The 16,967-nt window shown below is 68.1% G+C and carries 17 protein-coding genes; 14 read left to right on the top strand and 3 right to left on the bottom strand.

Annotated elements, in window-relative coordinates:
* Entirely contained in the window at positions 1–978 is a 978-nt protein-coding gene (locus ACF66B_RS11960; RefSeq protein ID WP_111429457.1) for a DUF808 domain-containing protein, read from the bottom strand.
* A 166-nt stretch (positions 979–1,144) separates the two neighbouring features.
* On the opposite strand from ACF66B_RS11960, the gene ACF66B_RS11955 reads away from it, so the two are divergent.
* The gene (locus ACF66B_RS11955; RefSeq protein ID WP_111429458.1) at positions 1,145–1,423 is read left to right on the top strand and encodes a hypothetical protein; all 279 of its coding nucleotides are present in this window, start codon (positions 1,145–1,147) and stop codon (positions 1,421–1,423) included.
* A gap of 584 nt (positions 1,424–2,007) precedes the next feature.
* Entirely contained in the window at positions 2,008–3,942 is a 1,935-nt protein-coding gene (locus tag ACF66B_RS11950; RefSeq protein WP_162683224.1) for an EAL domain-containing protein, read from the top strand.
* Here ACF66B_RS11950 and ahcY read toward each other — a convergent pair.
* Positions 3,936–5,327, bottom strand: a complete 1,392-nt coding sequence (gene ahcY / locus ACF66B_RS11945; RefSeq protein ID WP_111429460.1) for an adenosylhomocysteinase — start codon at positions 5,325–5,327, stop codon at positions 3,936–3,938. The two genes, ACF66B_RS11950 and ahcY, sit on opposite strands and share 7 nt — an antisense overlap.
* A 127-nt stretch (positions 5,328–5,454) precedes the next feature.
* Between ahcY and ACF66B_RS11940 the strand changes: the two genes are divergently transcribed.
* The 7 genes from ACF66B_RS11940 (at position 5,455) to tsaA (ending at position 10,852) form a co-directional block, all read left to right on the top strand.
* A complete protein-coding gene (locus ACF66B_RS11940) occupies positions 5,455–6,420 on the top strand; it encodes a glycosyltransferase family 8 protein (protein WP_111429461.1) in 966 nt (321 codons plus the stop codon).
* 91 nt (positions 6,421–6,511) lie between these two features.
* The gene (locus ACF66B_RS11935) at positions 6,512–7,453 is read left to right on the top strand and encodes a DMT family transporter (protein WP_111429462.1); all 942 of its coding nucleotides are present in this window, start codon (positions 6,512–6,514) and stop codon (positions 7,451–7,453) included.
* A gap of 42 nt (positions 7,454–7,495) precedes the next feature.
* A complete protein-coding gene (locus tag ACF66B_RS11930; protein ID WP_111429463.1) occupies positions 7,496–8,098 on the top strand; it encodes an HD family hydrolase in 603 nt (200 codons plus the stop codon).
* Between the two features lie 456 nt (positions 8,099–8,554).
* The gene (gene trxA / locus ACF66B_RS11925; RefSeq protein ID WP_111429464.1) at positions 8,555–9,460 is read left to right on the top strand and encodes a thioredoxin; all 906 of its coding nucleotides are present in this window, start codon (positions 8,555–8,557) and stop codon (positions 9,458–9,460) included.
* A gap of 15 nt (positions 9,461–9,475) precedes the next feature.
* Positions 9,476–10,141 (top strand): LON peptidase substrate-binding domain-containing protein, encoded by a 666-nt coding sequence (locus tag ACF66B_RS11920; protein WP_392662695.1) that lies wholly within the window; start codon positions 9,476–9,478, stop codon positions 10,139–10,141.
* A gap of 8 nt (positions 10,142–10,149) precedes the next feature.
* Positions 10,150–10,371, top strand: a complete 222-nt coding sequence (locus ACF66B_RS11915) for a Trm112 family protein (protein WP_111429465.1) — start codon at positions 10,150–10,152, stop codon at positions 10,369–10,371.
* Between the two features lie 19 nt (positions 10,372–10,390).
* Entirely contained in the window at positions 10,391–10,852 is a 462-nt protein-coding gene (tsaA, locus tag ACF66B_RS11910) for a tRNA (N6-threonylcarbamoyladenosine(37)-N6)-methyltransferase TrmO (RefSeq protein WP_111429466.1), read from the top strand.
* Positions 10,853–10,869: 17 nt separating this feature from the next.
* On the opposite strand, the gene ACF66B_RS11905 is transcribed toward tsaA, so the two are convergent.
* Entirely contained in the window at positions 10,870–11,475 is a 606-nt protein-coding gene (locus tag ACF66B_RS11905; RefSeq protein ID WP_392662692.1) for a TlpA family protein disulfide reductase, read from the bottom strand.
* A 31-nt stretch (positions 11,476–11,506) separates the two neighbouring features.
* On the opposite strand from ACF66B_RS11905, the gene argH reads away from it, so the two are divergent.
* The 5 genes from argH (at position 11,507) to lysA (ending at position 16,951) form a co-directional block, all read left to right on the top strand.
* Positions 11,507–12,901, top strand: a complete 1,395-nt coding sequence (gene argH, locus ACF66B_RS11900) for an argininosuccinate lyase (protein ID WP_111429468.1) — start codon at positions 11,507–11,509, stop codon at positions 12,899–12,901.
* On the top strand, positions 12,901–13,020 hold the full coding sequence (locus tag ACF66B_RS11895) for a lipoprotein (protein WP_392662689.1): 120 nt from the start codon (positions 12,901–12,903) through the stop codon (positions 13,018–13,020). The genes argH and ACF66B_RS11895 overlap by 1 nt, the downstream gene beginning before the upstream one ends.
* 46 nt (positions 13,021–13,066) lie before the next feature.
* Positions 13,067–13,618, top strand: coding sequence for a hypothetical protein (locus ACF66B_RS11890; RefSeq protein ID WP_111429469.1), 552 nt, complete (start codon positions 13,067–13,069; stop codon positions 13,616–13,618).
* Between the two features lie 230 nt (positions 13,619–13,848).
* A complete protein-coding gene (gene cls, locus ACF66B_RS11885) occupies positions 13,849–15,279 on the top strand; it encodes a cardiolipin synthase (protein ID WP_111429470.1) in 1,431 nt (476 codons plus the stop codon).
* Positions 15,280–15,682: 403 nt separating this feature from the next.
* The gene (gene lysA, locus ACF66B_RS11880) at positions 15,683–16,951 is read left to right on the top strand and encodes a diaminopimelate decarboxylase (RefSeq protein WP_111429471.1); all 1,269 of its coding nucleotides are present in this window, start codon (positions 15,683–15,685) and stop codon (positions 16,949–16,951) included.
* Positions 16,952–16,967 lie beyond the last annotated feature (16 nt).

Below are 16,967 nucleotides of genomic sequence, written 5' to 3'. Positions count from 1 at the left end.
TCAGCGGCCGAAGAGCTTCATCACCGGCGGCACCAGCACATGCAGGATCGGGATCAGCAGCAGCCCGACCGCAAGCCCGATCGCACCGGCAGCCGCAGCCCCCACCAGCCATTCGACCACGGGTGTGAGTGATTCGGGCACGGCATGGCCCGCCTTCACCGCAAGCTCATGGATGAAATGCGCCGGGGCCGTGAGCCCGAAGGCCTCAACCCCATGGAGCAGGATGCCGCCGCCGACCCAGATCATGGCGGCGGTGCCGACCACCGCGAGCACGCGGAGGAAGACCGGCATCCCCCGCACCAGACCCACGCCCACCGCGCGCCCGATCCGGGTGAAGATCCCGTCCCCCTCGCGCCGCGCCAGCGCCAGCCCGATGTCGTCGGCCTTCACGATCAGCGCGACAGAGCCATAGACCCCGAGCGTGACGAATATCCCGACCAGCGCCAGCGCCGCGGCGCGGACGAGAAAGCTGCCGTCGGGGATCGCCGAAAGCGTGATCGCCATGATCTCGGCGGAGAGGATGAAATCGGTGTTGATCGCGCTCTTGACCTTCTGATCCTCGAGCGCTGCGGCATCCGCAGGCGCGGGTTCGGTCTTCGCCTCATGCGCATGGGCCTTGTGCGGCACCACCACCTCGTAGACCTTTTCCGCCCCTTCATAGGACAGGTAGAGCCCGCCGAGCATCAGAAGCGGCGTGATCGCCCAGGGCGCGAAGAGTGCGAGCAGGAGCGCGATGGGCAGCAGGAAGACGAGCTTGTTGCGCAGCGAGCCCTTGGTGATCTTCACGATGATCGGCAGTTCGCGTTCGGCGGCAAAGCCCACGACATAGCGCGGCGTGACCGCGGCGTCGTCGATCAGGACCCCGGCGGATTTCGCGCCAGCCTTGGCCGCATGGCCGATCACGTCGTCGACCGAGGCGGCCGCGACCTTGGCGAGCCCTGCGACATCATCGAGTAGCGCGAGCAGTCCGACGCTCATTCCTGTCCCTTCCCTCTTGCCCTCATGCCGAGCGCCCCGGCCCGCCGGTGGCGAGACTAGACCACCGCTCCGTCCCGAACCATATGGCGCGGGTTTTTCTTCCCGGCCGGCGTGCGCCCCGCTAGGCTGCCGAAGCTGCCGCCTGGCATCGAAAGGGAGAACGACGATGGGCCTTACAAAGTTTCTTGCTGCCGGAACGGCGGCGCTCACCCTTGCCGCCTGTGCGGGCGGTGGCGGCGCGGATGGCGCCAGCGGCCAGCAGGCCTGCACGGACCGATTCTCCGAATCGGTCAACATCCCGGCAAGCCACGTTCTTGCGACGTTCCTCGAGACGAATCAGGAAGGCAACGCCGTCTACAACCTGCAGAACACGGATGGCGACGAGCGCGGCACCTGCGAGGTCGACAGCTCGGGCACTGTGGTGAATCTCAGTCTGGGCGGCTGATCCGGATCGGTTGCGGCGGGGGCCTTCGGGCCTTCGGGCCTGCGCCGCTCCGGCGCAGGGCGCCGGACATGCGTCGGGGGGAATTCCCCCCTCAAGGAACCCCCCCGACAGCAACGTGCGGACTATAGACCCCAGTACGCGGCTTTCCAGGTGCGCGGCACAAGCTCGGCGAACCCCACACCCGCAGAGCTGCGCACATTCGCTTTTCCTGAAATTCCGCAGGCCCGCACGACCCTCGGATCCGAAGATCCTCGGTGCAATGGAATAGGCAATCCGTGCTGCTGTGGAGGGCGATGGTATGATAACAGGCTCTTCTGCCTTGGCCATCGATGCTGCCGACTATGCCAGAATCCGCAGAACAGTCAATGAACATCTCTCCGGCATTCGCGTCAAAATTGCGCTTTCGCAGCTGCATCAAATCGGCTTTCGGAAAGGTGTTGTTTGCTTCCACGCGCTAACGGTTTTCCGACAACGAACCGCGCCGGGGGCTGCCGGAAATGACGAGACGAAAACGACAAGGCTGCACGCGTGCCTTCCTTCGGGCACTGCGAACGCGCCCGGAGCCGCGCGACCTGCGGGCCGTGATGGCGCGGGTTCCCCAGGGGACAGCTGTCGGCGCGATCTCGGTGCTGGTCTTCGTCACATATGCCTGGCCGTCGGTCGGGGGTGGGCCGCTGGCGATCTGGGGCGGGCTGACACTCATCTGCGGCGCGCTGGCCGCCAGTGTCGCCTTGTCGCTTGCCCGCTATGACGACGATATCGTCTCGCGCCGCCTCTTGCGGAAGCTCGTCTTCGCCGCGATCCTGACGGCTTCGCCCTGGGCCGTGCTCGCGCTCGTCACCGCGACCGCCGGCACGCCGTCCGAGCTGCGCATGCTCGCGATCGTGCTCTGTATCGGCAGGGTTGCTGGCGCGACGCTCATCCTCCACCGGTTCTTTGCGGCCTGCCTCGCCTATCAGACAACGGTGCTCGCGGCCCTGCTCCTCTCTACCCTGCACGTGGGCCTTGCCACCGAATGGGCGCTCGCGGCGGTCTCGATGCTGCTCGGCGGGTATCTCGCGATCACGGCCTGGTGCGTCGGCGAGACCTCGCGCGAGCGGGATGCGTCGCACAAGGCGCTCGAGGAGGCCAATGACCGCATCGCGCGTCTCGCCTATGTCGATCACGTCACCGGCCTTCCCAACCGCAAGGCCTTCATGGACCGGCTCGTCGAAGCGATCGCGGAGGCCGAGGTCACCGGCACGAAATTCGCCGTCTTCATGCTCGATCTCGACCGGTTCAAGAACATCAACGACACGTTCGGCCACCAGATCGGCGACGCGCTGCTTGCGCTCGTCGGCCGGAGGCTTGCCGCCCGCCTCGGGCCGCGTGACGTGCTCGCCCGCCTCGGCGGCGACGAATTCGCCATCATCGTGCAGGACCGCTCCGATCCGGACGCCATAACCGCGCTTGCGCATAACCTCATCGAGGGCCTTGCGGAGCCCGCCTGGCTCGACAGCCGCCAGGTCTTTCCGGGCACCTCGATCGGTGGCGTGGTCTATCCCGGCAATGGTCGGGAGCCCGGCATGCTGCTGGCCAAGGCCGACATGGCGCTGGCGCGGGCCAAGGAGGCCGGGCGCGGGCATTTCACCCTCTTCGATGCCAGGCTGCGCGCCCATATCGAGCGGCAGGACTGGGTCGAGGTGCAGCTCCAGCAGGCGCTCGACCGCCGCGAGATCCGCCTCGCCTACCAGCCGATCTTCGAGCTCGCGACCGGCGCCTATGCCGGGGCCGAGGCGCTGGTGCGCTGGGAGCATCCCGAACGCGGGCCGATCACGCCCGCCGAGTTCCTGCCGGTCGCCGCCGAGCGCGGCCTGCTGCCCGCGGTCACCAATGCCGTGCTGCAGACGATCGGCGGCGACATTCTCGGCTGGCAGGCGGCCGGGATCGACCTCGGTCGCATCGCGATCAACCTCCACCCGCTCGACCTGAAATCACCGGTCGATCTGCTCGCAAGCCTCCGTGCGCTGGCTGTCAGCGGCGTCGGGCCCGAGCGCGTGGTGATCGAGGTGACGGAGGAAGCCTTCATGGGCCGCGGCACAGACACCGTGCCGCTCATTCTCGATGCCATTGCCGATCTCGGCTTCGAGATCTCGCTCGACGATTTCGGCATGGGTCACGCCTCGCTCGCACATCTCAGGAAGCTGCCGGTGAGCGAGATCAAGCTCGACCGCAGCTTCGTGATAGGCCTCGTCTCGAGCCGCCCGGACCGTGCTGTGGTGGCCGCGACCGTCGAGATCGCCCGAATCATGGGGATGCGTGTGGTGGCCGAAGGCGTCGAGACCGAGGGCCAGCGCCTCGCGCTCGAAACCCACGGTGTCGGCTTCGGCCAGGGTTTTCTCTGGAGCGGCGCCTTCGATGCCGCCAGCCTCGCCGACCTCTTCGGCCGCACCGCGGAGATGCCGGCGGAAACCGGTGCCGTGCCCGGCCCGAGACCCCGCCGCCGCGTGCGCGACGGCGGTGCCCTGGCCGCTCAGTAGCGGTAGTGTTCGGGCTTGAACGGGCCGTCCGGCGTCACGCCGATATAGGCGGCCTGTTCGGGTGAGAGCGTCGAGAGCTTCACGCCGATCTTGCCGAGATGCAGCCGCGCCACCTTCTCGTCGAGGTGCTTGGGCAGCACATAGACCCGGTTCTCGTACTGACCGCCCTTGGTGAAGAGCTCGATCTGCGCCAGCGTCTGGTTGGTGAAGCTCGCCGACATGACGAACGAGGGATGCCCGGTCGCGTTGCCGAGATTGAGCAGCCGCCCCTCGGAGAGCAGGATGATGCGCTTCCCGTCGGGAAACCCGATCATGTCCACCTGATCCTTGATGTTGGTCCAGACCATGTTGCGCAGCGCGGCAACCTGGATCTCGTTGTCGAAATGCCCGATGTTGCCGACGATCGCCATGTCCTTCATCGCCCGCATGTGATCGAGGGTGATGACATCCTTGTTGCCGGTGCAGGTGATGAAGATGTCGGCGCGCGGCGCGGCATCGTCCATCGTCACCACTTCATAGCCGTCCATCGCCGCCTGCAGCGCGCAGATCGGGTCGACTTCCGTCACCATCACCCGCGCGCCCGCGCCGCGCAGCGAGGCGGCCGAGCCCTTGCCCACGTCGCCGTAGCCGAGCACGACCGCGGTCTTGCCCGCCATCATCGTGTCGGTCGCGCGCCGGATGCCGTCGACGAGGCTTTCCTTGCAGCCGTACTTGTTGTCGAACTTCGACTTCGTCACGCTGTCGTTCACGTTGATCGCCGGGAAGGGCAGCAGGCCCTGTTCCATCAGGTGATAGAGCCGGTGAACCCCGGTGGTGGTCTCTTCCGAAACGCCGAGGATCTTGCCGCGCTGTTCGGTGAACCAGCCCGGCGTCTCGGCCATGCGCTTCCTGATCTGGGCGAAGAAGTGAATCTCCTCCTCCGAGCCCGGCGTCTCGATCAGCGCCGTCTCGCCCGCCTCGACCCGCGCACCGGTGAGGATATACATCGTCGCGTCGCCGCCATCGTCGAGGATGAGGTTGGCGCCGTCGGGAAACTGGAAGATCCGGTCGGTATAGGTCCAGTAGTCCGCAAGGCTCTCGCCCTTCACCGCAAAGACCGGAATGCCGGCCTTCGCGATCGCCGCCGCGGCGTGATCCTGGGTCGAGAAGATGTTGCACGAGGCCCAGCGGATGTCCGCGCCGAGCTCGCGGAGCGTCTCGATCAGCACCGCGGTCTGGATCGTCATGTGCAGCGATCCGGCGATCCGGGCGCCCTTCAGCGGCTTCGCTGCGCCGAACTCCGCGCGGAGCGCCATGAGGCCCGGCATCTCGGTCTCGGCGATATCGAGCTCCTTGCGCCCGAACTCCGCCAGCGCGATGTCCTTCACGACGTAATCTTGGCTCATGGAAAACTCCGTTCCTGGCAGTCCTCTGCTCCGCTCCGGCACCTAGCAGCCCCCGCCGCGCTCGACAACAGCCGCGGGGTTGTTTAGCACCCGTAACGCAACGACCCCCGCGCGGACCGGAGCAGCCATGACAACCACGCTCGATGCCTCACGCCCCGCCCGCCACGACAAGGCGATCGTCTTTGCGGCCGATGGCAAATATGAGAAGTTCGCGCTCTTCGCCGCCGAACAGATTGCCCGCCTGCATCCCGAGCGCGATTTCGACATCTGCCTCTGCGCCATGGGCGAGCAGACGCCGCTGCCCCCGAGCCTCGCCCATCTCGACATCCGCTACTGCCGCATCACCACCGGTGATCTCTTCGACGGCCTCCGCCTCGACGAGGGCCGGACCCAGGTGGTCTATCTCCGCCTCGCGCTCCCCCTCGCGCTCCGGGCCGACTACCGCCGGATGCTCTATCTCGACAGCGACATCTTCGTGCAGGGCGGCGATTTCTCCGCGCTGCTGGATGTCGATCTCGGGCCGCACATCCTCGGCGCGGTGCGCGACAACATGCAGTGGCGCACGCCCTCGCGCCGGCCGCTCCAGTTCCGCCGCCTGGGCCTGCCGGGGGTGCGCTACTTCAACGCGGGCGTGCTCCTCATCGACGTCGCGCGCTTCAACGACGGCGACCTTCTCGGCCGCTGCACCGCCTTCGGGCGCGAGAACCGCGAGAAGATGATCCGCCACGACCAGAATCTGCTCAATGGCACGCTTCAGGGCGCCTGGGCCGAGCTCAACCCGGTCTGGAACTGGCAGTACACCCGCTCCTCGCTGTTCTTCGAGGCGATGGAGGGGGCGAATGTCGTGCATTTCATTGGCCCGAAGAAGCCCTGGACCCATAGCGGAGGGGCGCTCCCGCGCCGTTTCCGCCGCGCCTACCGCGCCTTCTTCGCCGCGCATTTCCCCGACGCGCCGCCGATCGGCCCCGATGGCAAGGCGCCGCACGAGAACCGCGAATTCCTGCGCAGCGCCTTCTGGCGCCATCTGCTCGCCACCGGCCGCTTCTGCGACTATCTCGACCGCTTCCCCGACGAGCTGACCGTCCACCACTGATCCCGCCCGCAAACCCTTCCCGCCGCGGCCCCGCTTCGGCTATCAGCGGGCGTCCGGCCGCGCGGCGGCGATCAGGACGGGGGAAACAGGGATGGCGACGGCAGACGCGCAGGGTGGTGCAGAGACCTCCGGGCCGCAGACGGCGACGGGCATCGTGCTGATGCTGGCCGGCGTCATGTGCCTCTGTGGCAACGACACCTTCGCCAAGATCCTCACCGAGCGCTATTCGCCGCTCCAGATCCTCTTCATGCGCAACATCATCGCGCTGCCCTTCGCGCTCCTCCTGACGCTGCGGATGGGCGGGCCGGCCGCGCTGCGCTCCTACCGCCCGGCCGCGCATCTGCTGCGCGGGGTGCTCTGGATCGCCACCACGATCCTCTTCTTCTCGAGCCTCAGGCTGCTCGGCCTCGCCGAGGCGACCGCGCTCATCTTCGTCGCGCCCGTCTTCATCACCGCGCTCTCGGCGCTCTTCCTCGCCGAGGATGTCGGCTGGCGGCGCTGGCTCGCGGTCCTTGCGGGCCTTGCGGGCGTGCTGATCGTCGTCCGTCCGGGCGGCGCGACCTTCCAGCCCGCCTCGCTGCTGCCGGTGGCGGCGGCACTCGGCTATGCGCTGCTGATGCTCGGCAGCCGCTGGGTGGACCGCCGCGAGAGCATCTGGACCGTGCTCCTCTACCTCACCGGGGCGAGCGCGCTGCTGAGCGCCTTCATCGTGCCCTTCGTCTGGGTGCCGATCCGCCCCGGCGACCTCTGGCTCTTCGCCGGGATTGCCCTCTTCGGCACGGCGGGCATGACGATGATGACCCAGGCCTTCCGTGTGGCGCCCGCCGTCGTGGTCGCTCCGCTCGATTACAGCGCCCTCATCTGGGCCACGGCGCTCGGCTGGCTGATCTGGGGCGAGATCCCCGATCTCGCGACCTACATCGGCGCGGCGGTCATCATCGCGAGCGGCATCTATATTGTCGTGCGCGAATGGAAGGCGAAGCAGGCGGGCCGCCGGACCGCCGGCTTGATCTCGCCCCGGAAACAGGTTTAGCCCTCGTTCGCACAACCATCGGACGAAAACGGGAGGCAGCGGATGGCCAAGGCGCGGGCATGGCAAAGGATGCTGTCGGGGCGCAGGCTCGACCTGCTCGATCCCTCGCCGCTCGACATCGAGATCGAGGACATCGCCCATGGCCTCGCCTTCGTCGCGCGCTGGAACGGCCAGACCTTCGGCGAGCATCCCTATTCGGTCGCGGAACATTCCCTGCTTGTCGAGCGCATCTTCTGCGCGCTCTACCCCCGCGCGCCCGCCTGCTGGCGCCTCGCGGCCCTGCTCCATGATGCGCCCGAATACGTGATCGGCGACATGATCACCCCGGTGAAGGCCGCGATCGGCGCCGACTACGCCGCGCTCGACGCCCGCCTCGCGGCGGCGGTGCACCTCCGCTTCGGCCTGCCGGCGACGCTGCCGCGCACGGTCAAGACCCAGATCAAGCGGGCCGACCGCATCTCCGCCTTCGTGGAGGCGACCCGCATCGCGGGCTTCACCCAGGCCGAGGCGACCCGGCTCTTCGGTGCCCCGAAGCTCGAGGACGACGCCCTGCTCGCGGTGCATCTGCGGCCGCCCGCCGAGACCAAGCGCGATTTCCTCGCCCGCCACGCCGCCCTGCTCGACGAATCGGCCCTGCCGGGCTGAGGGGAAAGGCGCCGACCGGAGTTTCCCCGGTGCCGTCGCGCCTCGGCCCTCTTACGAGAACGTGGAGGGGCGGGGAGAAGACCGGGATCGGCAACGCTCGTCCGCAGAGCTGCCCACGCTTCCATGTATCGTCACAGAGGGGCAGGGCAGGCGAACATCGGGAAGGGCCGGGCCGCGCAAGGCGGGGCGCCGCGCGCCGATGGCGCACCGATCACGACTGCGCGCGGCACGACACCCCGAAACCGGTCAACCGACAGGCAGAAGGGGCGTCCTGCCGGATTTTCAGACGGCGCAAGCGGCGCGGAGTCGGGCAGAACCGGCGGATTGGGCGCCCGGGTGCAGCCGTGATTCGTGCATTGCGCTTGACGGGTGCCGGACGCTACACCACGTAGATCCTGCAGGAACGCGTCTCCGGCGCCCGGCGATGCGCCGGACCCCGGAAGGGAAGGAAGTCCGATGGAATTGAACCTTGCACCCCAGGGCAAGACCGACCTCATCAAGGAGGGCACCGAGGCCACCTTCATGGCCGACGTGATCGAGGCCTCCCGCGAGGTTCCGGTCATAGTGGACTTCTGGGCCACCTGGTGCGGCCCGTGCAAGTCGCTCGGCCCTGTCCTCGAGAAGGCGGTGACCGATGCGCGCGGCAAGGTGCGGCTCGTCAAGATCGACGTCGACCAGAACCAGCGCATCGCGGCCCAGCTGCAGGTCCAGTCGATCCCGGCAGTCTTTGCCTTCGTGAACGGCCAGCCGGTGGACGGCTTCATGGGCGCCCAGCAGCCCTCGCAGATCAAGGCCTTCATCGACCGCCTCGTGCAGATGTCGGGCGGGGATGCCGGGCTCGAGGAAGCGCTCGCCGCCGCCGAGGAAATGCTCGAGGAAGGCGCGCTCGCCGATGCCGCCCAGACCTTCGGCGCCATTCTCGGCGAGGAGCCCGACAATGTCGCGGCGCTCTCGGGCCTCGCGCGCGCCTATATTGCCGCCGGTGATCTCGTGAAGGCGCGGGACGTTCTCGATCTCGCGCCGCCCGAAAAGGCCGGGGATCCCGCGCTCGCCAGCGTTCGGGCCAAGATCGAGCTCGCCGAGGCGAGCGCCGGGGCGGCTTCCGCCGAGGGCGGCCTCCGCGAGGCCGTCGAAAAGGACCCGAACGATCACAAGGCGCGCTACGACCTCGCGCTCGCGCTCGTTGCCAAGGGCGACAGCGCCGGGGCGATCGATACGCTGCTCGAGCTCTTCCGCCGCGACCGCGAGTGGAACGAGGGTGCGGCGAAGGAGCAGCTCTTCAAGATCTTCGACAGTCTCGGGCCGAAGAGCGAGCTCGCCCAGAAGGGCCGCCGCCGCCTTTCCTCCATGATCTTCGCCTGACCCCGGGGGGGCGGGATGATGGTCAAGAAGTTCGGTCTTGCGGATCTGCCGGAGGTAATCCCGATCTTCCCGCTGCCCGGTGCGCTGCTCCTGCCGCGCGCCCGGCTTCCCCTCAACATCTTCGAGCCGCGCTACCTCGCGATGCTCGAGGACACGCTCAAGACGCCTGACCGCCTCATCGGCATGGTGCAGCCCATTGCCATGCCCGATCGCCGCGGCGCCGAGGGGCGGCTCCACCGCATCGGCTGCGCCGGTCGGGTGACGGCGATGCAGGAAACCGAGGACGGGCGTTATCTCATCACCCTCCACGGCGCCTGCCGCTTCCGTCTCCGCGAAGAGACCGAGGGTTTCACCCCCTATCGCCGCGCCGCCGTGGACTGGAGCTCGTTCGAGCGCGACCTCAACCGCAGCGAAAGTGACGAGACCTTCGATCGCGAGGCCTTCCTCGAGGTGCTCTCGCGCTACTTCGATGCCGCCCAGCTCGCGTCCGACTGGGACAGCATGAAGGAGGCCGATGCGGAGCTTCTCATCAACTCCCTCTCGATCCTCTGCCCGTTCGACCCGGAAGAGAAGCAGGCGCTGCTCGAGGCGCCGACCCTGACCAACCGGCGCGAGACGCTGGTGACCCTGATGGAATTCGCCCTCCGCGGCGGAGGCGGCGACGAAGGAGCGGTGCAGTGAACGGACCCATGGAACCCACAGAGCCGGCGGAAACCGTCGCGCCGCGCCCGGATACGCACCATATCGACCGCAGGCTGCTCGAGTTCCTCGTCTGCCCGGTCACCCGCGGCGCGCTTGTCTACGATGCCGAGCGGCAGGAACTCATCTCGAAGGGCGCGCATCTCGCCTACCCGATCCACAACGGCATCCCGGTGATGCTGGTGGACGAGGCACGGAAGCTCGAGGACTGAGGACACGGGGGCGCGCGCCATGGCCGCAGACGAGGACATCCGCGAGGGCGAGATCCGGGTCGAGCCGCCCGAAGGCTTCGATGCAAGCCTCCATTTCATCGGCCGCATCCACACCCCTTGGACCGATCGCGCGGACTGCCCGCGCCAGGGCGACCCCTCCGGGCCCGAATGCACCCTCGAGATCTTCGCGCCCTGGGTTCCGGCGCTCGAAGGCATCGAACGGCACGAGACCCTCGAGGTGCTCTACTGGCTCGACCGCGCCCGACGCGATCTCGTCCGCCAGAGCCCGCGCAACCACGGCTACAGCCGCGGCACCTTCGCGCTGCGCTCGCCGGTCCGGCCCAATCCGATCGGCACCGCGCGCGTCCGCCTTGTCCGTGTCGAGGGGCCGCGCCTGATCGTCCGGAGCCTCGACTGCCTCGACGGCACGCCCCTCATCGATCTCAAGCCCGCCCGCTGCGCCCATGGTGGGCCCGCCTGAGGCAGGCCCCGTGCGCCTCACCCGGCCGAGGGCTCCGGCGCGGGAAGCGCGACCAGATAATCGACGATCCGGCGCGCACTCTCGCTCGCCCAGTCGGCGCCGCCCATCAGCCGCGCGATCTCCATCCCCTCGCGGTTGAGCACCACCGTCACCGGCAGCCCCGGCACCTGCATCTCCGAGGCAAGCTCGCTCTTCGGATCGAGATAGGTGGTGAGCGCCACGATCCCCACCTCGTCGTTGAAGCGGTGGATCGCCTCGGGCGGGTTCCGCCCCGTCGCGATCGCGATCACCTCGAAATCCGGGCCGGCAAGCTCCGCCTCGAGCTGGTCGAGCGAGGGCTTTTCCGTGCGGCAGGGCGCGCACCAGGTCGCCCAGAAGTTCACCAGCCGCACCTGCCCGTTCGAGTCCGCCAGCTGGTGCGTCTCGCCGTCGAAATCGCTGTAGGCCGCCGTGCCCGCCGGCAGCGGCGCCTCGTGGATCACGAGCTTGCGCATGTCGCCCTCGCGGAGCTCCGAAAGCTCCGCCCGCTGCGCCGCGTCGAGCGCCTGCGCCCCCGCGGGGTTTGCGATGGCGGCAAGCCCGGTGTAGAGCAGGGCGCAAAGAAGAACGTTCAGGCGCTTCATCCGACTTTCCCGATATTCGACGGCGGAACAAATGACCGACACAAAGACCTCCAACGCCATGTGGGGCGGACGCTTCGCCGCCGGGCCCGACGCGATCATGGAAGCGATCAATGCCTCGATCGACTTCGACAAGCGTCTTGCAGCCCAGGACATCGAGGCAAGCCGCGCCCATGCCGCGATGCTCGCGGCGCAAGGCATCATCACTGATAGCGATGCCGCCGCGATCCGGGAAGGCCTGCTCACGGTGTTGTCAGAGATCGAGTCCGGCACCTTCCCGTTCTCCCGCGCGCTCGAGGACATCCACATGAACGTGGAGGCCCGCCTCAAGCAGCTCATCGGCGAACCGGCCGGGCGGCTCCACACCGCGCGCTCGCGCAACGACCAGGTGGCGACGGATTTCCGCCTCTGGGTGCGCGGCCAGTGCGACGCCGCCATCGTCGGGCTCGGGGCGCTGATGCAGGCGCTGCTCGGCCAGGCCGAGGCCGGCAAGGACCTCGTCATGCCGGGCTTCACCCATCTCCAGACCGCCCAGCCGGTGACCTGGGGCCACCACATGATGGCCTATGTCGAGATGTTCGCCCGCGACCGCGCCCGCTTCACCGATGCCCGCGCGCGCATGAACGAATGCCCCCTCGGCGCCGCGGCGCTGGCGGGCACCTCCTTCCCGATCGACCGCGCCGCGACCGCAGAGGCGCTCGGCTTCGACCGCCCGATGGCCAACAGCCTCGACGCGGTCTCCGATCGCGATTTCGCCCTCGAATTCCTCTCCTCCGCCAGCCTCTGCGCCACGCATCTCTCGCGCTTCGCCGAAGAGCTGGTGATCTGGTCCTCGGCCCAGTTCCGCTTCGTCATCCTCTCCGACCGCTTCTCGACCGGCTCCTCGATCATGCCGCAGAAGAAGAACCCGGATGCCGCCGAGCTCATCCGGGCCAAGGTCGGCCGGATCAATGGCGCGCTGGTGGGCCTGCTCACGGTGATGAAGGGCCTGCCGCTCGCCTATTCGAAGGACATGCAGGAGGACAAGGAACAGGTCTTCGACGCCGCCGACAGCCTGATGCTCGCGCTCGCCGCGATGAGCGGCATGGTGGGCGACATGAAGCCCAACACCCCCGCGCTCCGCGCCGCCGCCGGCTCGGGCTTCTCCACCGCGACCGACCTCGCCGACTGGCTGGTGCGCGCGCTCGGCCTGCCCTTCCGCGAGGCTCATCACGTCACCGGCGCGCTGGTGAAGATGGCCGAGGACAAGGGCGTCGATCTGCCCGATCTCTCGCTCGAGGAAATGCGCTCGGTCCACCCGGACATCGTCGCGGAGGTATTTGACGTCTTGGGAGTGGACAATTCCGTCTCGAGTCGGGCAAGCTATGGCGGCACGGCGCCGGTCCAGGTGGAGGCCCAGATCCTTCGCTGGAAAGATATGTTGAAATAATGGCTTTGCGTATGTGCCGCCTCGGCTTCTGCCTCGCCCTCCTCCTGCTCGCGGCCTGCGGCATCAAGGGGGATCCGGTCCCGCCGGAAGACGCGCAGCAGCAGACCGACGCGGGGTGATCAAGGCGTGGTGCGGAACCGTTGATCGCAGATTGAGGCCCAGCCGATGATCCCGTCCCGCCGCCGCTTCGCCCCCGTACTGGGGTTTTTCCTCCTGCTCGGCTCTCTCGCGCCCGCCTGGGCCGGAGGGCCCGTGCTCCTGACCCTGACCGGGTCGATCGAGACCCCCAACCGCGGGCCGATGGACCCGGAGTACGACAAGCTCTTCGCCTTCAACGACATGACGTTCGAGACCGCGATGGCCTTCGACACCGACGCCCTCGCCGCGCTGCCCCAGGCGGAAGTCCGCGCCGATTTCCCCAGGGGCGGCCCGGAGCGCACATTCACCGGCCCGAGCCTCGCCGCGGTCCTCGAGGCCGCGGGCGCGACGGGCGAGACCGCGACCCTTGTGGCGATGGACGGCTACGCGGTCGAGGTCCCGGTCGCGGATCTCACCGCCAGGGGCGCCGTCGTGGCGCTTGCCCGTGACGGCCGCGCCTTCGGCATCGGCGATTTCGGCCCGACCCAGATCGTCTTTCCCCGCGCCGAACGTGACGATCTTGCCGGGATGAACGACGACTGGTGGATCTGGCAGGTCTTCAACATCGCGATCGAATAGCGCGCGGATCGGCGGCCCGGCGGGGCAGCCATCCCATCCTGCGCGGCGAAAGCGATCAGGCCCTGCGCCGCGCCCATCGGGGCGTGCGCGCCCTGCGGGAAAAAACGCTTGAAACCGGCGAGGTCCCGCCCGCATCATCCCGGCCGATCCGGTCCGGACAAGCCACCCGCGGCGTTTGCGGCCGGCCCGGCCGCCGTGTCACCCGACCGAGACCGAGAGGGCGCCTCCCGTTGTATTACCTGATCCTCCATGTCGTTGTCGTCGTGGTCTGCGCCCTGCACATCCTGCTGCGCCGTCACCGCCAGCCCGAATCCCGCATGGCCTGGCTGCTGGTCGTCCTGATCCTGCCCTATGCCGGGGCGCTCGCCTATCTGCTGTTCGGCCAGACCAGTGTCGGGCGGCGGCGCGTCGCGCGGCTGAAGTCCGATTTCAGCGGGTTGCCGCGCCCCGAGGCCGCCGCAGGCTGGGCGGCGCCGGAAAACGCCGCCGATCTGAAACCCGAATACGCGCCGCTCTTCCGTGTCGGCCAGTCGATCTCGGGCTATCCGGCCGTGGGCGGCAACGCGGCCGTGCTGATGGAAAGCCCGGATGTCGCGATCGACGAGATGGTGGCGGCGATCGATGCGGCGCGCGATCATGTCCACCTGCTCTTCTACATCTGGCTCGACGACCACAACGGCCGGAAGGTTGCCGAGGCGCTGATGCGGGCCGCGGCGCGCGGCGTGGTCTGTCGCGCCATGGTGGACGACCTCGGCTCGCGCGCGCTGCTCAAGAGCGCGCTCTGGCGGCAGATGACGGCGGCCGGCATTCGCACCCGCTCGGCCCTGCGCATCGGCAATCCGTTTTTGCGGGTCCTGAACGGCCGGATCGACCTGCGCAATCACCGCAAGATCCTGGTGATCGACAACAGCGTGACCTTCTGCGGCAGCCAGAACTGCGCCGATCCCGCCTTTCTGCCCAAGGCGAAATACGCCCCCTGGGTCGATGCCGTGATGCGGTTCACCGGGCCGGTCGTGCGCGAGAACCAGCATCTCTTCGCCAGCGACTGGATGGGCAATGGCGGCGACGACATCTCCGCCCTGCTCGCCGTGCCGATGTCGCCCGCCGTGCCGGGATTCCCGGCGCAGGTGGTCGGCACCGGCCCGACGTTCCGCAACTCGGCCATGTCCGAGATGTTCACCTCGCTGGTCTTCGCCGCGCGCCGGACGCTCTTCATCACCACGCCCTACTATGTGCCGACACCCAGCCTGCAACAGGCGCTCTGCGCCTGTGCGGCGCGCGGGGTGGACACGACCATCATCTTCCCGGCCCGGAACGACGATTTCGCCGTGGGCGCGACCAGCCGCAGCTATTACGAGAGCCTTCTGGAAGCGGGCGTGAAGATCCACGAATTCCAGCAGGGCCTCCTGCACACCAAATCGCTCACCATGGATGGCGAGATCACCCTGATCGGCTCGGCCAACATGGACCGCCGCAGCTTCGATCTGAACTACGAGAACAACATCCTGCTGCAGGACGCCGCGACGACCGCCGCGATGCGCGCCCGCCAGGAGCAGTATCTGGCGCAAAGCAGCCCCGTCCTGCTCGAGCATGTCCGTGACTGGGGCCCCGGCCGCAGGCTCTGGAACAACGCCCTCGCCATCATCGGCCCGCTCCTCTGATCCTGCGCGCCAGCCGACTCCGGGCCGGGACCGGGGCGTGTCGAAGCGGCGCCCCATCTCCCCGCCAAGTCCCGCGCGGGCCCCGTGCATCTACGCCCAATCCCCTGACCGAGGGTCAGCGACGGAGCAATTCCCCGCATCCCGAAACAGGCCCCAAGCGTGAAAAGACAAGCCCATTCATGAGTTATCAACCACTTATTCTCGCGTTTTCAATAACTTGATTTTCGTTTCACGGTGAAAAGCCCGATTTTCACCGCAAGGGCATCCTCGCCGCGCCCGCTTGAACTGCGCCGGTCCGGCAGGCTAGGACGGCGCGATCCAATCCGTGAGCGGTGCCTGTCCGATGTCTGAAAACCCCTGCCCGGGCCCCGTTCCGCCTCACCTCCGCCGGGGAGCCTGACCCATGGACCATTTCAACTACCGGAACGGCATCCTCCACGCCGAGGACGTGCCCCTCCCCGAGATCGCCGCCGAGGTCGGAACCCCGGTCTATGTCTATTCCGCCGCGACCCTCACCCGGCATTACGAGGTGTTTTCCGAGGCGCTGGCGGGCATGCCGCACCTCATCTGCTTCGCGATGAAGGCCAATTCGAACCTCGCCGTGCTGAAGCTCATGGGCAGCCTCGGGGCGGGCATGGACGTGGTCTCGGGCGGCGAATACCGCCGGGCGAAGGCCGCGGGCGTGCCGGGCGAGCGCATCGTCTTCTCGGGCGTCGGCAAGACCCGCGAGGAAATGGCGCTGGCCCTTGAGGGCGGCATCCGCCAGTTCAACGTCGAGAGCGAGCCCGAGCTTCTCGCCCTCGACGAGGTCGCCCGCGGCCTCGGCCTCCGCGCGCCCATCGCGATCCGGGTGAACCCGGACGTGGATGCGAAAACCCACGCCAAGATCGCCACCGGCAAGTCCGAGAACAAGTTCGGCATCCCGATCGCCCGCGCCCGTGACGTCTATGCCGAGGCGGCCGCACTCAAGGGGATCGAGGTCGTCGGGATCGACGTCCACATCGGCAGCCAGCTCACCGAGCTCGAGCCCTTCGAGCGCGCCTTCTCCAAGGTCGCCGAGCTTACCCTCGCGCTCCGTGCCGATGGCCACGACATCCGCCGCCTCGATCTCGGCGGCGGCCTCGGCATTCCCTACCGCCGGGCCAACACCGCCCCGCCGCTTCCCTTTGATTATGGCGAGGTGGTCCGCCGCACCGTCGGGCATCTCGGCTGCGAGATCGAGATCGAGCCCGGCCGGCTCATCGCAGGGAATGCCGGGATCCTGCTCAGCCGCGTCCTCTATCTCAAGAAGGGCGAGGGCCGCGATTTCCTCATCCTCGACGGCGCGATGAACGATCTGGTGCGCCCGGCGATGTACGAGGCCTGGCATGACATCGTTCCGGTGATCGAACCCGCCGCGGGCGGCCCGCTCGCACCGGTCGATGTGGTGGGGCCGGTCTGCGAGACGGGCGACACCTTCGCCCGCGCCCGCGACCTTCCGCCGCTGGGTCCGGGCGATCTGCTGGCTTTCCGTTCGGCGGGCGCCTATGGTGCGGTGATGGCCTCGGAATACAACTCGCGCCCGCTGGTGCCGGAGGTTCTGGTTTCCGGAGATCAATTCGCTGTGGTGCGGGCACGTCCGAGCTTTGAAGAAATGCTGGGTCGCGATACGATCCCCGAATGGATCGGCTGAAGGCCGGGCTCGGCCC

The sequence above is a fragment of the Amaricoccus sp. B4 genome (genome assembly GCF_043226085.1).
GTDB lineage: Bacteria > Pseudomonadota > Alphaproteobacteria > Rhodobacterales > Rhodobacteraceae > Amaricoccus.
The sequence above is the reverse complement of the archived record's forward strand: the minus strand, read 5'-3'. Positions and strand labels throughout refer to the sequence as shown.

What these genes read in the sequence shown, in the direction of transcription:
- ACF66B_RS11890 (WP_111429469.1), top strand. Translation starts at nt 13,067, where the DNA reads ATGATCCCGTCCCGCCGCCGCTTCGCCCCCGTACTGGGGTTTTTCCTC.
- trxA (WP_111429464.1), top strand. Translation starts at nt 8,555, where the DNA reads ATGGAATTGAACCTTGCACCCCAGGGCAAGACCGACCTCATCAAGGAG.
- ACF66B_RS11950 (WP_162683224.1), top strand. Translation starts at nt 2,008, where the DNA reads ATGGCGCGGGTTCCCCAGGGGACAGCTGTCGGCGCGATCTCGGTGCTG.
- lysA (WP_111429471.1), top strand. Translation starts at nt 15,683, where the DNA reads ATGGACCATTTCAACTACCGGAACGGCATCCTCCACGCCGAGGACGTG.
- ACF66B_RS11960 (WP_111429457.1), bottom strand. Translation starts at nt 978, where the DNA reads ATGAGCGTCGGACTGCTCGCGCTACTCGATGATGTCGCAGGGCTCGCC.
- argH (WP_111429468.1), top strand. Translation starts at nt 11,507, where the DNA reads ATGACCGACACAAAGACCTCCAACGCCATGTGGGGCGGACGCTTCGCC.
- ACF66B_RS11905 (WP_392662692.1), bottom strand. Translation starts at nt 11,475, where the DNA reads ATGAAGCGCCTGAACGTTCTTCTTTGCGCCCTGCTCTACACCGGGCTT.
- ACF66B_RS11955 (WP_111429458.1), top strand. Translation starts at nt 1,145, where the DNA reads ATGGGCCTTACAAAGTTTCTTGCTGCCGGAACGGCGGCGCTCACCCTT.
- ACF66B_RS11920 (WP_392662695.1), top strand. Translation starts at nt 9,476, where the DNA reads ATGATGGTCAAGAAGTTCGGTCTTGCGGATCTGCCGGAGGTAATCCCG.
- ahcY (WP_111429460.1), bottom strand. Translation starts at nt 5,327, where the DNA reads ATGAGCCAAGATTACGTCGTGAAGGACATCGCGCTGGCGGAGTTCGGG.
- ACF66B_RS11930 (WP_111429463.1), top strand. Translation starts at nt 7,496, where the DNA reads ATGGCCAAGGCGCGGGCATGGCAAAGGATGCTGTCGGGGCGCAGGCTC.
- ACF66B_RS11895 (WP_392662689.1), top strand. Translation starts at nt 12,901, where the DNA reads ATGGCTTTGCGTATGTGCCGCCTCGGCTTCTGCCTCGCCCTCCTCCTG.
- ACF66B_RS11940 (WP_111429461.1), top strand. Translation starts at nt 5,455, where the DNA reads ATGACAACCACGCTCGATGCCTCACGCCCCGCCCGCCACGACAAGGCG.
- tsaA (WP_111429466.1), top strand. Translation starts at nt 10,391, where the DNA reads ATGGCCGCAGACGAGGACATCCGCGAGGGCGAGATCCGGGTCGAGCCG.
- ACF66B_RS11935 (WP_111429462.1), top strand. Translation starts at nt 6,512, where the DNA reads ATGGCGACGGCAGACGCGCAGGGTGGTGCAGAGACCTCCGGGCCGCAG.
- ACF66B_RS11915 (WP_111429465.1), top strand. Translation starts at nt 10,150, where the DNA reads ATGGAACCCACAGAGCCGGCGGAAACCGTCGCGCCGCGCCCGGATACG.